The organism is Pantoea sp. X-Soil-TKNS-1280, from assembly GCF_059730475.1.
Map to the genome: position 1 here is coordinate 12,940 of NZ_AP035966.1, position 14,836 is coordinate 27,775.

Here is a 14,836-nt window from a genome sequence, read left to right on the forward strand (position 1 = left end):
TGGCGGTTTACAGATACCGTGTGAGTAACGTCTCAAGGCTATTTTGGTCAATGGCAAACAGGCGGATACCCTCGGCAAGTTTTTCGACTGCCATCGCATCCTGATTGTGTGCCCAGTAAAATTCTGCTTCGCTGATGGCATCAGGTTTGGGGTGGCGCGTACCTTCGTAGGCGAGCGGAGCAGGAACTGCCGTTTCGTTCTGCTGAAGCTGTGCCAGCAAAGCTGGAGAAACCGTCAGGCGATCGCAGCCGTTTAGCGCCAGCACCTGTTCTGGCGTGCGGAAGCTGGCACCCATCACCACCGTCTGGTAACCATGCATTTTGTAGAAATGATAGATATTGCGCACTGACTCAACCCCCGGATCGTTGTCGAGGGTAAAAACGGTGTCCGGTTTATTCTTTTTGTACCAGTCATAGATACGTCCGACAAAAGGCGAGATCAGGAAAACGCCTGCATCGGCGCAGGCCCGGGCTTGGGCGAAAGAAAACAATAGCGTCAGATTACAATTGATACCCTCTTTTTCCAGCACTTCAGCGGCGCGAATTCCCTGCCAGGTCGCGGCCAGTTTGATCAGGACGCGATCTTTAGTGATACCTTTCTCTTCATAGAGTGCGATCAATTCTCGCGCCTTACCTATGCTGGCTTCGGTGTCAAAAGAGAGCCGCGCGTCAACTTCAGTTGAAATACGTCCCGGTACGCTTTTCAGGATCAGTGCACCAATGCTGACAGCCAGATAATCGGCAATAGCTGAGGGGTGGGCTTCCTTGCCAGCCTGACGCGTCTTTACTGCCGTGACCGCATCTTTTATTAGCTGTTGATATTGCGGCAGCTGCGCTGCTTTATAAATTAATGACGGGTTGGTGGTGGCATCTTCGGGTTGATAAGCCAGAATGCTATCAATATCCCCACTGTCGGCGACAATAATGGTTCGCTGCTTTAATTGTTCAAGCTGGTTCACAATCTTTACCTCGGTAATTTGTTTAGCCGGATCACCGGGAACATCCTTTTCCCGGTTATTAATCGCGTCAAAAGATTATTTTGCTTGAGCGACGCGTGAGGTCAGACCTGACATATTGAAGCATTCCGCTTCATTCTGGATCATGTCTTTGATTTTGTTCACTACGTAACGCTCAGGCTCCACGCCAAAAGAGCGCAAATTAGCGAACAGGGTTTTCATTTCTTTCACGACATCCGGCTTTTCATAATTATAATGACCGCTGAGTTCAAGAATTTCTTTCAGCAATTCCGGCTCATTAAAAATCTGTTCTTCAGATTTGTTTTTATGCTCATCGGTCATCCATTTCTCCCATTTGTGGCTCAGCACGCACTCACGGGTCAGTACATTTTTAAGATTAGAAGCGGACTGGATAAAACCTTTGGCCGCCAGATCTTTTTCTACTTCGGCCAGTTTGAGGTAGGCGCGGGTTTCGATGGTGCCATACGCCGGGGCAACGTTCATCGCGGTTATCCCCAGGCCCGGGTGTTTCAGCAGGATGTCATCCGGCAGATAGTCACCGTTATGCTCTTTTAAACCCACACCGTAGCGGGTACTGATTGCCGAGAGTTCAGCCGACTGTTTATCGTTAAAATGTCCGACATTCTTTGTCAGGCGCGTCAACGTACCAGTCTGGCCGACGATAAATAACGGTTGTGGCAAGCTGGCGGCCAGCAGACGTTTGTTGAGTTCAACAATAAAGCCTTCATAAGCGCTGATATCGGTCAGGCCGCCATTGGTTTCTTCGGTGCCGACTTCATAGAAAAACTCTTTCAGGTTGTTGGCCTTACGGTATTCTTCACAGAAGCGAATCAGTTCGACGGTGCGGCTCAGCACCAGTTCGATATCAATCACTTTCCCCACGACATACGGGTCTTTGGTCGGGTCAATGTGCAACAGGTCGAAACCGGCATCCATATCAATCTGATAGGAGCGGCGCGCCAGTTCCATGGCTTCTGCTTCCGGAATATGGTCTTTACGTTCTTTGTCACGCTGCCAGGGGCCGCCGTGGTCACGGCAGAGGAAATAGTCGCCATCGAAGCCAACTTTTTCCGCCATTGCTTTTAAATCTGCGGCAAAGCGGAACTGATCCCAGTTATTGACATAACCTGCACCAAATTCATCGGCATCAACCTGATTACGGCTGGCGATAAACATCAATGGCAGATCTTTTTCTTTACCCAGTTCAAAGCACGCCTGAATAAGCGCAGGTGACATGGGTCCGATACCCAGCATCGTTGATTTTCCACCGTTGACAATATAATCGACGTACTGTTTCATGGTATTTTTCATAATAACTCCTTACGCTTTATTTAAATCGGAAGTGACAGGTTTTTTAGCGGGTTCTTTTTTAACGACTTCGCTAATGTTGGGTCGCAGAATATGCAGGCATACAGCCGTAACAATGACGCCGATGGCCATATCAATGACGTACCACATCGCGCCTTTATTCACGCCAGCAATGGCAATTAAGCCACCGTGCGGCACCATAGATTCCACGCCATGAATCATCGCCAGACCGGCACCCACGGCGCTGCCAATAATGATTGAGGGGAGAACGGTTTTAAGGTTTTTCACTGCAAAAGGAATGGCACCTTCGGTGATACCAATTAAGCCCATAAACGCGGCGGAGGTGCCCATGCGTCTTTCATCTTCCGCCCATTTACGGCGCGAAATTAACGTTGAGAGCGCAATACCCAACGGCGGAATAGCACAGGCGATACGATAGGCACCGTTCGGGCCATATATCCCTTCGGCCATCAGCGCCAGGGTAAATGCCGTCGCGGTTTTATTCACTGGCCCGCCCATATCAAAGGCAGCCATTGCTCCGAGGATTAAACCCAGCACCAGGCCGCTGCCGCCCTGCATATTCGACAGCATGGCCACCAGCCATTTCATCGCCATACCGATAGGGCCAATCAGCACGTACAAATAAAGCATGCCGACCAGGCAGCTGGTAACGATAGGGATAATCAGGATCGGCATCACCGGCATCAGCACTTTGCCGACCTTCCAGGTCTTGACCCATTTCGCGACGTAGCCGCTCAGGATGCCGAGCAGCATCGCACCGAGAAAGCCGGTGACCACATGCGCTTCGCCGAGCGGCGTGGCAGCCATAAATCCGGTGACTAAGCCTGGCGTCAGGCCCGGTTTGCCAGCAATGGAATAGGCGATATAGGCGGCGAGCACCGGGATCATCATGCCCAGCCCGGCGCTACCGATGGCTCCAAGGTTTAGCAGGAATGGATTGGTGACCACAATGCCTTTGCCCGGCGTGGGCTCTCCACCCACCAGCGACAGCGCCAGGCAGATCCCGCCGACCACCACCACCGGCATCATATAAGACACCCCGGTGCTGAATGCTTTGACTAAATCATCCTTAATGGTTTTCATCGTATCCGACATTTTTATTCCTCCCGATCTCCGCGATCGCAGTGCTATGGTCGAATAAATCCGCAGGCATAATTGCCTGTACACAGAAATAACGGAGGTCACAGAAATTTATTTAACGTTGTTATGCACGTTGGTTTCTGCGAAAAATAAACGCAATTTTACGCAGGATTATTGTGCAAGCTGTTCGGCTTTATTAATGATCGCCGCCGGATTACGAATGACCTCAGCCGGGTTTAATGAAATAATCCGGCCTGCATCTTCTTTTTCTTCAAAGCGCTCCACGCCTTCGATACCGATAGCAACGGCCATAATCACCACATCTGCTTCGGCGATTTCTTCTTCGCTTAATTCATTTTCAATTCCCATGCCGCCCTGGGTTTCGACTTTTACGTCATAACCTCTTTTTTTGCATTCCTGTTCAATGGCTTCCTGCGCCATGTAGGTATGCGCGATGCCTGTAATGCATGCTGCGACTCCGACGATTTTCATAACTGACTCCTGGTCTTTTATTTGTCTGGCTGATTATTAAACGTGTTATTGCGTGATCCTGACTTTATACATCTAATGTTTTGGTCATCAGGTTGTAGAGTACGGTGACGTTATCGGCGTGTTTTATTTCATTACGAAACTCCTCTTTCATCAGTTTTCTGGCAAGGACGGAGAAATATTTCATATGCTGGTTGGGATCGGCAGATTTATTCACTGTCAGCATAAAGACGGTTTCAACTTGCTGGTCCCCCCAGGTAATGGGTTTATCGAGGGTGGCCATGCTGATGGTCGAATAACGGATATGATCGGATTTGGTGTGCGGGATGGCGAAACCATAGCCGACAGCGGTGGAGAAGCTGTCTTCCCTTACCCAGATATCGTCACATAATTGTTCCCGGTTATCGGTGCGATGGTGCAGCCACAGATTATCGGTCATCATTTTGATGACCTCATTTTTATCGCTGGCCTGCAAACCGCAGAGCATAAATTCCGGAGCCAGGATCGGCTTGCTGCTGACCTGTTTGACATCGGGAGCCTGCAACGCCGCTTTTACCTCAGCCGAACGTTTCAGCGTGACGGCATGCCGCGCCAGTTGCTGGCATTTCGCGAAGTTAAGCTCACGCAACGCATGCTTGACGCCGGGAATGGCGGTGCCGCTCATGCTGAGTTCGTCAAAGCCCATGCCGGTGAACAGCGGCAGGAAGTCCTGGCTGGCTCCCAGTTCGCCGCAGATGCCAATCCATTTACCGGCTCGATGTACCTCTTCAACGGCGAACTGCATGGCACGCAAGAAGGAGGGGGCATAGTTGTCATACACATCTGCCACCTGGGAATTGCCCCGATCGGCGGCAAAGAAATATTGGGTCAGGTCATTGCTGCCGACACTGAAAAAGTCAGCATAGGCGGCGATTTCAGGAATGGCGAAGATAACCGATGGCACTTCCAGCATCACGCCTAATTCGATGCCATCGTTATAAGGCAATCCGGCGTTATCCATATCCTGCATCACTGCGGCCAGCACCTCACGACACCAGATAACCTCATCAACGTTCGAGATCATCGGAATCATGATTTTGGCCGGTCCATGCGCGGAGGCGGTCAGAATTGCTTTCAGCTGCATGCTGAACAAATCCCGGTAGAGCCGATAGGTGCGTACCGCGCGGAATCCCAGGAAGGGGTTCTCTTCGTCACCAATATTCAGATAATCCACCGGTTTGTCACCGCCGATATCAAAGGTACGAAAAATCACCGGTTTGCCCGCGGCGTGCGCCATTACATGGGTGTAAAGCGCGGCCAGCTCGGCATAATCTGGCGGGGTTGCGCGGTCCATAAACGACATTTCGGTGCGAAACAGACCGACGCCTTCTGCGCCATTGTCAAAGGCGGCGACGGCTTCCGCCAGGCTGGCAATATTGGCGGCGATCTCGATGCCATGGCCGTCCGCTGTGACGGCGGGTTGGTGGACATTTGCCAGCATCTGTTGCTGCATTTGCTGTTGTACGGCAATCTCATGACGGTAATAACGCAGCACCCGCGCATCCGGGGCGGTGATCAGAATGCCCGGGTTACCATCAATAATAATATCCTGTTGCGGGTGCAGGTTCAGCGCCGAAAAGTTGATATCTGTCAGCGTGGGAATCCCCAGTGAACGCGCGAGGATGGCGGTATGCGAGGTTTTACCTGTTGAGGATAATACCAAGCCTGCCAGCCAGTCTTTGTTGATACCGAGAAATTTGCTCGGGGTCAGATTGTCGGCCAGAATAATTGATGGTTCTGTCAGTTCCAGGTTGTTTTGTGGTAATGCATTAGCACCATACAACGTCATCAATAACTGACTGGTAATATCTAATACATCGAGGGTTCGTTCTTTAATATATTTGCTCGATGAACGGTTAAGTATTTCACAGAACTCTATCGCGGCAAGTGTAATCGCTGACCAGGCATTGTTGCCGTTATGGATAAAGCCGGTGATGGCGCTCTGGAAAGCAGCATCGGTGATAATCGATAAATGCGCCTGAATAATATCGTGCTCGACACCGTTATTCATCTCCAGAGCGGCAACTTTCTCATTTTTCAAGGCTTCCAGACCGGTAATCACCGACTCTTTTTCCTGGGCAGCGGAGTGATCCTGTACCGGGCTACGTGCCAGTATCTCCTGCAAAGTCAGGCTCTGGACAATTACCGGTCTGGCGATCGCCACACCACCGCTGATGCGTGATCCCTGGATAAAACTTAGCTGTGTTTCCCGCAGGGAACGGGGCAGATAACCTGCTGGCGCTGCGGGTTCCTCTTCCTGCGTCACTTCAAAAGACGGCAGTTTTTCCAGTAAGGCCGACAGCTGATGTGCGGCGTCACATGCATCTTCACCGCTGAGGGTAATTTCACAGCGATCATTCAATAAGGTATCGGTGGAGACAATCGAAAGGGCGCTCTTTGCACTGCCTTCGAGGCCGGTACGGATATTTTTCCAGCGCACATTAGATTGAAAGGAATTACAAAGACGCTCGATGTGGCCTGCCGGTCTGGCATGAATTCCGTCCTTAAGCTCACATTGATAGCTTATTAATTCTGACATGATCACTCCCAATAAATCGCGAAGAGAAACGCTGTTTAATTTTTCCAGGCAGATATGAAACCCTGCATTTGATGTTTACTATCCTTCCGCGTTTCCCCGGAGGATTGAATAGAAAAAATGTATCCTTTACTTGAAAAAAGGTTTTCTGTTTTTGTTTTGTGAACTTTGTCATAAATTAATAACGGCTGCGGAGAGTGGTGTCGGAATTGCTATTAAAGCTTCATTTTTACTCTTTAATGCCGGGCAGTGAGGGGGGTAAATAATAGGCATATCTCTTTAATTCCGCTGATGGTGAGTAATATGCATTTTCGTGGGCTGTTATTTGATTTGGATGGGACCTTAGTCAACTCACTGGATTTCGTCGAAGCGTCATGGAGTGCCTGGGCAAATAGAAAAGGCTTTAACGCCGGGGAAGTGCGTAATTATCTGCATGGCAAACCGGCCATCAGCACGCTGCGTCATTTTATGCCGGACGCCAGCGAGGCGACTATCGGGCAGGAATTCCTGGCACTGGAAGATTATGAAGCCCGCAACACCGAGGGGATTACCCCGGTGGCTGGTGCCGCCGAATTCCTCACCCGGCTCAACGCGCTTCACGTTCCCTGGGGAATTGTCACCTCTGGTTCGTTGCGGGTCGCTTCTGCACGTATTCACCAGGCCGGTTTTCCGTTCCCTGGCGTGCTGGTGACCAGTGAGGATATTCAGCGCGGTAAACCTGATCCGGAGCCTTTCCTCAAGGGAGCGCAAAAACTCAATGTATCCCCGTCCGGGTGCATCGCCTTTGAGGATTCGGAGGCGGGACTGCGCTCAGCCAGTGCGGCGGGGAGTGTGGTGGTGGAGGTTCTGACGCCGCAATCGACTGCCCATGATATTGAGGCTTACGCCACCATCCGCCATTACCTCGACCTCGCTGTGACGCATCAGCGTGGTGCCGATTTTTCTCTCAGGTTTTAACCACGGAGTTTGCCAGAGACAGGGGCCAGCAAAGGGAGAAGTGACGATGTACAACGTTGATCTGCATATGCACACCGTAGCCAGTACCCACGCTTACAGCACGGTTCATGATTACATTGCCGCAGCGGTACGCAAAAAACTCAAACTTATCGCCATCACCGATCATGGCCCGGAAATGGTGGATGCACCTCACGCGTTTCACTTCAGCAACATGCGGATTTTGCCGCGCGTGGTCGATGGGGTGGGGATTCTGCGGGGCATTGAGGCGAATATCAAAGCGGGAGGTGAGACCGATTGCAGCGACAAAATGCGTGCTGCACTGGATGTGGTGATTGCCGGGTTCCATAAGCAGGTGTTCGCCCCGGCGGATATCGTCACTCATACCGATGTGCTGATCGCAGTGATTGCCAGCGGTAAGGTGCATATCATCAGTCATCCTGGCAATCCTGAGTATCCGATTGATATCCCGGCAGTGGTGGAGGCGGCAAAAGCCTGCAATGTGGCGCTGGAGGTGAATAACGCCTCGTTTGTGCATTCAAGAAAGGGTAGTGAGGGGAATTGCCGCAAAATTATTGCCGCCGTTCGCGATAGCGGCGGGACGCTATCGCTGGGAACCGATGCGCACAGCGCATTTGCGGTGGGGGATTTCAGCGCCTGCCTGCCGCTGTTACAGGAGGCGGATTTTCCCGCCGAGCGGATTCTTAATGCTTCGCCGTGGCGCGTGCTTGAGTTTCTTGAACGTCACGGCGGTGAGAGAATTGCGGAGATTGATGCGTTGCTAAAGCTCGATAACGTTGCCTCTGGGCAGACTGAGTGATTTTCGGATGGCCGACACCACTTCAGCCGGTTTCAGCAGCAGGGAGTTGATGCAGACGTTCAGGATGCGGCACCCCTCGAAGCGCAATGCGTTGTCGATGGTGATATCAGAGGCAATGATGACCAGTTCGGCGTCGAGGATATTTTTCTCGGTGATCGGGTTTTTTAATCCCAGCACGCCCTGGGTTTCGATTTTGATCGAAAAATTATAGGTTTTCGCCAGCTTTTCCAGTTGTTCGGCCGCCATGTAGGTATGCGCCACCCCAGTGGCGCAGGCGGTCACCGCCACGATATGCAGGTTGCGTTCACTGGTGAAAGGATGCACTTCATCTTTTGTTGTTCGGGCCATTATAAACTTACTCCCTTGTTCTTACGCCGATACTCCAGTGGCGTACAGTCATTGACATCCCGGAACACTTTGCAGAAATAGTTGGTATCGGCGAAACCACACTTCTCTGAGACTTCATTGATTTTCAGGTTGGTGCCTGTCAGCAACGTTTTCGAACGTGAGATCCGGGCTAACTTGAGGTATTCATTGAATTTTACGTCTGACTCACGGGAAAAAAGACGTGACAGATAGCCCGGTGAGATGTTGAAGGTTTCGGCAACGCTCTCCCGGCTAATATCCGTCTGGTAGTGGCTATCAATATGGCTTTTGATTTCATCGAGCAGGGAGAGCGGCTCCCTGTGATTATTCATACCGTCGGTGGTTTGGTACAACAGATCGTTCAGCAGCGCATAGACGATATGGGCAAAGGTTTCGCTGGTGCGGTTATGCGTCCAGGCCAGGATCTCCGCCAGCTCAAGCAGGCGGTCACGCACTGAGCTGATGGAGTTTTGCAGGTTAAATTTCTCCACCTCTTTAAACTGCGTTCCGTCCCAGTTGCTGATGCTAAACCCGACATCCTGCTTCCAGAAGACGATGGACATGCAGATTACGGGCTCTCCCCACAACGGCGAGTTCCAGCTACCGGCGGGAATGTAGGTCACGCTACCCACCGGGCGCTGGCATTTGACGATCTTATCTTCCCCTTGGGGGATCAGCATGCTGAGCGTTCCTTTCACCGTCAGCTCAATGCGTGGCACATGCAGATGGTACGCCATGATGGGTGCCAGTGCGTTGCCATTGGCGATCAGCACGGTTTCCGTCGTGGAACACTGGGTACTGAATTCGCTCAAAATTGATTGTATGAATGCGCTCATATTATGCCTTCCTTATGCCTGCGGTTTGACGACGCTTTTCAGTACCTTAACCGCAATGGCCGTGGTTAAGGTTCCGGCGGCGACCGCGATGATGTATCCCAGATGATTGCTCACCACGGGCAGAACGATAAGCCCGCCCCAGGGCGCCGCATTGGTGGCTCCAAACCAAAGCGAGAGAACGGCGGCAACTGCGCTGCCGAGCATAATCGCCGGAATTACCCGCAGAGGATCGGCTGCGGCAAAAGGGATCGCGCCTTCGGTGATCCCCATAAAACCCATGATGACGGCCGGTTTACCTGCTTCCCGTTCGACATCGTTAAAAATACCTTTGAACATGAAAGTGGCCAGCGCCAGGCCGAGCGGTGGGGTGCAGTCTGCGGCTGCGACGGCTGCCATGAGTTGTGGATTGGTGGCAATAAGCGCAACGGCAAAGAAAAACGCGGTTTTGTTCATCGGGCCGCCCATATCGACGGCGATCATGCCTCCCAGCACCGTGCCGAGAATGATAAAGGAGGCCCCCTGCATATTGCTCAACCAGACACTGAGCCATTTCATCAACCCGGCAACCGGGTCACCAATAATGTAATAAACCGCCATGCCAGTGAGAAAGGTCCCGGCCAGTGGGATAATAAAAATCGGCAGCACCATTCTGAGAAAGTGCGGGATTTTCAGCCGGGCAATGATATTTAGCAGGCACCAGACAATCAGCCCGGCGATGATCCCCGCCAGCATGCCGCCTAAAAAACCGGCCCCCATCTGGTAAGCCATCAGGCCACCAATGGCTCCAGGAGCAATACCGGGCTTATCCACCATTGAGTAGGCGATAAATCCAGCCAGAATGGGAATAAACAGGGTTAATCCCGCGAGGCCAATCTGCGACATCGCTTTGAGAAAGCCGTGATCGGGGACTGCCGCCTGGCCATTGAACATCACCGCCAGCGCCAGCAAAACCCCGCCAGCGACCACAAAGGGGATCATGTAGGACACACCGGTCATAAAATGACGTTTGGTATTTTTTAATAGTTTTAACATACCCGCCTCATAACATAATTCGGCAACTAGCAAGATAAGGCATTGATTATCAGGTCACAGAGCGCTTCGGGTGTGGCAACACGCTGTGCTTTGACGACAAACTCATCATTCATTAGCATCCGCGCCAGGGTTGAAAAATATTTCATATGCTCGTTTTCCGCTGCCGCCTGGCTGATCGTCAGCATAAAGACCTTATCAACCGGGACGCCGCCCCACGACACCGGTTGCCGGAGCGTGGCGATACTGATGGTGGAATCATGGATGGCGTCTGTCCGGGCATGGGGGATCGCAAAGCCGGAACCTGCCACGGTAGGAAAGGGGATCTCCCTGGCCCAGATATCCTGACACAATTTGTCCCGACAGTCGGTGCGCTGGTGCAACCAGAGATTGTCGACCATTTTTTTGATAACTTCGTTTTTATCTGCCGCATCCAGTTCCCAGAGAATGGTTTCCGGCGTTAGCAAGGGCTTGCCGGTGTGGGATTTCGTTGCTGCGGATTGCAGTAGCGCGGCGGCCTGTGCAGAGTAGTGAGTCAGATTTATCTGCCGCGCCAGCCCCTGACAATGCGTGGCGCTTAACGATTTCAACGCATGTTTAACGGCGGGAATGGCGCTACCACTCATGCTCAGTTCATCAAACCCCATACCCACTAACAACGGGAGCAGAGCGTTATCCGCCGCGAGTTCACCGCAAAGAGCGATGCGTTTGCCAGCGCGGTGAACCTCTGTGACGGCCTGATGCATGGCGCGTAAAAATGCCGGAGCATAGTTGTCATACACTTCACTGACCTGTGGGTTACCCCGGTCAGCAGCAAAAAAATACTGCGCCAGATCGTTGCTGCCAAGGCTGAAAAAATCGACATGTTCGGCCATGTCCGCGATGGCAAACAGCACGGAAGGCACCTCCAGCATGATCCCCAGTTCGATGGCCGGATTGAATGGATGGCCTGCGTCGCGCATCTCCTGTTTAACGGTCTCCAGTACCTCCCGGCACCAGATTACCTCCTCCGGCCGTGCGATCATCGGCAGCAGGATCCTGGCATCTCCGAAAGCAGATGCACTGAGGATGGCTTTCAGCTGCATGGCAAACAGCTGGCGGTGTTGTGGATAGCTGCGCACGGCGCGGTAACCCAGCGCGGGGTTGTCCTCTCTGCCGGAAGTCAGCCAGGACACGGGTTTATCACCGCCGATATCAAAGGTACGAAACACCACGGGTCTGCCGGCAGCGAGGGTGACCACTGAGTGATAAAGCGCTTCCAGTTCCGGGTAGTCGGGCGGGGTTTCCCGCGCCATAAATGCCATTTCGCTACGAAACAGGCCAATCGCTTCCGCTCCGTTAGCAAAAGCCACTTGTGCCTCTTCGACGCTGGCGATATTGGCGGCGATACCGATGTGGTGCCCGTCCGCCGTGACGGAGGGAAGTTGGGCAAATTCCTGTATCTTTTGCCGCATCTGCTGCTGAACATCGATTTCATGACGGTAATAGCGCCTGATCTTTTCATCCAGCGCGGTGATCAGGATGCCCTGATCGCTATCCAGCACGATATCCTGATCGGGTGGCAGGGTGAGGGCTGAAAAATCAATATCGGCCAGGGCAGGGATGCCCAGTGAACGTGCGAGAATCGCCGTATGTGATGTCGCACCGGTTGATGACAGCACCAGACCGGCAAGGTGCGTTTTGTTGATTGCCAGAAACTGGCTTGGGGTGAGCGCACTGGCGAACACAATCACGGGTTCATCCGGCATCAGAAAGTTTTGTGCCAGTGACTGTGCACCATAGATCCCGGTCAGTAACTGGGTGGCGATATCCAGCAGATCCAGGGTTCTTTCCTGAATGTAATGGCTGGAGGAGCGTTCGAGAATCGCGCTGAAGTCCATGGCCGACCGGACGACAGCTGACCACGCATTCCTATGCTCATCAAGATATCCGATCATACTGGCCTCGAAGGCGCTATCGGTGATGAATGACAAATGGGCTTCAATCAGGTCGTACTCGATGCCTTCGGCGTGTGCCAGTGCTGCCATTTTGGCCCGGCGCAGATTTTCCAGCCCCTCTGCCAGACGCTGTTTCTCGCTTTGTGGATTGAACGCGTTGGTGGGACTGCGGCCCAGTAAATCAGTAAAAGTTACGCCTGCCATGAAACAGGGTTTGGCGACCGCTATTCCCGCGCTGATACGGATTCCGCAAAGATACTGGGGATGTAATTCGTGTAAACAGCGGGGAAGGGAACCGGCAACTAACCCGTTCCCGGACTCCTGTTCGAGGTTGAACTCAGGCAGGCGAAAGAGTAACCCTTTCAGTGCCGCCGTAGCGGCCGGTGCGTCAGGTCCGCTGACGGTGATCAGACAGATATCATCCCGTAATGTATCGGTCGCGACCAGCGAAAGTGCGCTCCTCGCACTCGCTTCCAGCTGTGTGCGGGTGTTGTGCCACACAATGTCGGACTGGAAGGTATTGCACAGCCGGGCAATATACCCGGCGGGTCTGGCGTGGATCCCTTCGTTCAGTTCGCATTGCCAGGTTATTTCCGCGACCATTCTGACTCCTGCAATGTAATGCCGGGATCGGTATATCCCTCTTGTGCGGTATCTTTAACCGTTTGCCTTAGTGCAGATATAGTAAAAAAGAAACCTTTTCTGGAAAATAGTGACCTGATTATGAATTTGTGACAGTTGTCATATTTAGCGGATGTCGGTGCATTCCTGATCTTTTGTTTTTGTTATCAATAATTTCTACGGGTCGAAGGATGGGTTTGCGGCTCAGGTCACAATTTTTAAGAAATGCGGTGGAGTGGGGTGTTGAAGTGAGGATGCCCCCTGGCTTCCGCAGCAGGAGGCACTCTTCTTGTGAAACACGATTAATACTTTGTGTCGTGTCTATTGTGGCTCACGCCAGACTGGATAATGGCCTGTTTGGCATTTTTCACGCCCAGTTTTTTGACAATCTTTCCCATATGGAACTTGATGGTACTTACTGATATTTCGAGAATATCAGCAAGTTCGGGATAGGTTTTGCCAGTGCGGCACCAGTGCAGTATTTCTGATTCTCGCGTAGATAAAGGTGTTATATCCGGTTTTTCTGCTGTCTGCTTCGAAGTGAGAAATATGTCATGTATATAAAGTAACAATCCCTGTAACTCATCTTTGTGTCGGGCGATGTTGTTTTTCGTCTCACCCTCCATTAGTTTGTTAATATATAGAGATAACACGGCTACGTTATCAATCTGGTCGTGTAAAACAAACGCGTGGCCGCAATGAATATTTATATTTTTCAGTTGCTTGAAAATTTTCCTGGCTGTCCATTTGTTATCTGCCTTTATATTTTCATCCCAGGGGAAGGGTGTGATTCGTTTCAGTGCATTAATAATTACGGGGTCTATACTTTGCCATCTATTGTCAAGATAGTTATCGACCATGATGTCAGGAAAATCACTGATGATCATCATGTTATTAGTGTTATTTTTATTCATCACTCCATACACATAATTTAGTTTACCATACCTATTTATCTCCATATCTAAAATGTTGTTTATATGTTTTTTATAGTCTGAACAAATTCCGTTTCGCATTTTTAAATTTCTTTTCCCTCTAACTTTGAAAAAACTATTTAACTTAGTCTCGTACAAAGCATTTGCAATAAAATTCTTACTCTTATCTGAAACTCCACTGCACAGTGATGACAAACACACTGGGGATGATTATGCCGGTTTCAATGCCGAAATAGCTGGTGAAGTTGTATTGAAAGCCATGATAGATATAGGGAGAGAAGCCGATGCCGGTGGCCTTTTCGAACTCATGATAGGATCCGTGATCACCACAGTTTTTGAAGGCATCGAAGAAAAACTCGCCGGTATAACCATATACCCCTTTGAAAACCCAGCCATTATCCCAGTCTTTCCAGTCTCTTCTCACGCCCACAGCCAGACAGCGGTCATCGAAGCTGTTTTTCATCGTTCCGATGAGAATACTGTATTTTGAGTCTTCTGAAAGTTTGCGTTCGACAGAGAAGAAATTATTTTCGAAGTTCTCTGTGTATTGGCCGTGATTTCCCGTCAGATGGTAAACAAAGGAACCCGTATTGATAGAATAGAGATTTATCTCGCTGGCCTGACTCATGAAAGCCATAACCAATAAAAAAAGCACCAGGTACTGGTTTATTGTCTTAAGCATTTTGATGTCCGATTTAATTATGGTTGTCAGAACGCAGCACGAGAAAAATAAGACAAAATAAGGCAGGAAAAGGGACAGGGAACCTTCCCTTAGTGCAGATTGGGGGCTGGTCAGGTAGCGAAGCAATACAAGACAACTTTGCGAATGGCGACATGTATTGGAACCTTATACTGACTGTAAATGCTTAAAAAACAATGCATTACAGTGTCT

At 51.0% G+C, this 14,836-nt stretch carries 13 protein-coding genes; 2 read left to right on the forward strand and 11 right to left on the reverse strand.

Going from position 1 to position 14,836, the window contains the following annotated elements:
• Positions 1-7 precede the first annotated feature (7 nt).
• The 5 genes from tal to ptsP (AC6I8X_RS27320) all read right to left on the reverse strand — a co-directional run bounded on the left by tal (position 8) and on the right by ptsP (AC6I8X_RS27320) (position 6,452).
• On the reverse strand, positions 8-958 hold the full coding sequence (gene tal / locus AC6I8X_RS27300) for a transaldolase (protein ID WP_299456415.1): 951 nt from the start codon (positions 956-958) through the stop codon (positions 8-10).
• A gap of 75 nt (positions 959-1,033) precedes the next feature.
• Positions 1,034-2,287 carry a class II D-tagatose-bisphosphate aldolase non-catalytic subunit gene (locus AC6I8X_RS27305; RefSeq protein ID WP_299456417.1) on the reverse strand — a complete coding sequence of 418 codons (1,254 nt, stop codon included), beginning with the start codon at positions 2,285-2,287 and terminating at the stop codon, positions 1,034-1,036.
• 9 nt (positions 2,288-2,296) lie between these two features.
• Positions 2,297-3,400, reverse strand: coding sequence for a PTS fructose transporter subunit IIC (locus AC6I8X_RS27310; protein ID WP_084879629.1), 1,104 nt, complete (start codon positions 3,398-3,400; stop codon positions 2,297-2,299).
• A gap of 156 nt (positions 3,401-3,556) precedes the next feature.
• Positions 3,557-3,877 (reverse strand): PTS fructose transporter subunit IIB, encoded by a 321-nt coding sequence (locus tag AC6I8X_RS27315; protein WP_299456421.1) that lies wholly within the window; start codon positions 3,875-3,877, stop codon positions 3,557-3,559.
• A 64-nt stretch (positions 3,878-3,941) separates the two neighbouring features.
• Positions 3,942-6,452 (reverse strand): phosphoenolpyruvate--protein phosphotransferase, encoded by a 2,511-nt coding sequence (gene ptsP, locus AC6I8X_RS27320; protein WP_299456423.1) that lies wholly within the window; start codon positions 6,450-6,452, stop codon positions 3,942-3,944.
• Between the two features lie 300 nt (positions 6,453-6,752).
• On the opposite strand from ptsP (AC6I8X_RS27320), the gene AC6I8X_RS27325 reads away from it, so the two are divergent.
• Positions 6,753-7,406: an HAD-IA family hydrolase gene (locus AC6I8X_RS27325; RefSeq protein WP_299456424.1), complete on the forward strand. Its 654-nt coding sequence runs from the start codon at positions 6,753-6,755 to the stop codon at positions 7,404-7,406.
• A gap of 46 nt (positions 7,407-7,452) precedes the next feature.
• Entirely contained in the window at positions 7,453-8,223 is a 771-nt protein-coding gene (locus AC6I8X_RS27330; RefSeq protein WP_299456426.1) for a phosphatase, read from the forward strand.
• Here AC6I8X_RS27330 and AC6I8X_RS27335 read toward each other — a convergent pair.
• From AC6I8X_RS27335 to AC6I8X_RS27360, 6 genes are all read right to left on the reverse strand, one after another.
• Positions 8,185-8,571 (reverse strand): PTS fructose transporter subunit IIB, encoded by a 387-nt coding sequence (locus tag AC6I8X_RS27335; protein ID WP_299456428.1) that lies wholly within the window; start codon positions 8,569-8,571, stop codon positions 8,185-8,187. The genes AC6I8X_RS27330 and AC6I8X_RS27335 overlap by 39 nt on opposite strands.
• Positions 8,571-9,425, reverse strand: a complete 855-nt coding sequence (locus AC6I8X_RS27340) for a helix-turn-helix transcriptional regulator (RefSeq protein ID WP_299456430.1) — start codon at positions 9,423-9,425, stop codon at positions 8,571-8,573. Before AC6I8X_RS27340 ends, AC6I8X_RS27335 begins: the two co-directional genes overlap by 1 nt.
• 12 nt (positions 9,426-9,437) lie before the next feature.
• Positions 9,438-10,457: a PTS fructose transporter subunit IIC gene (locus AC6I8X_RS27345; protein ID WP_299456432.1), complete on the reverse strand. Its 1,020-nt coding sequence runs from the start codon at positions 10,455-10,457 to the stop codon at positions 9,438-9,440.
• A 26-nt stretch (positions 10,458-10,483) separates the two neighbouring features.
• Entirely contained in the window at positions 10,484-12,994 is a 2,511-nt protein-coding gene (gene ptsP / locus AC6I8X_RS27350) for a phosphoenolpyruvate--protein phosphotransferase (protein WP_299456434.1), read from the reverse strand.
• Between the two features lie 320 nt (positions 12,995-13,314).
• On the reverse strand, positions 13,315-14,025 hold the full coding sequence (locus AC6I8X_RS27355) for a helix-turn-helix transcriptional regulator (RefSeq protein WP_299456436.1): 711 nt from the start codon (positions 14,023-14,025) through the stop codon (positions 13,315-13,317).
• An 82-nt stretch (positions 14,026-14,107) separates the two neighbouring features.
• Positions 14,108-14,581 carry a hypothetical protein gene (locus AC6I8X_RS27360; RefSeq protein WP_299456746.1) on the reverse strand — a complete coding sequence of 158 codons (474 nt, stop codon included), beginning with the start codon at positions 14,579-14,581 and terminating at the stop codon, positions 14,108-14,110.
• Positions 14,582-14,836: the final 255 nt, after the last annotated feature.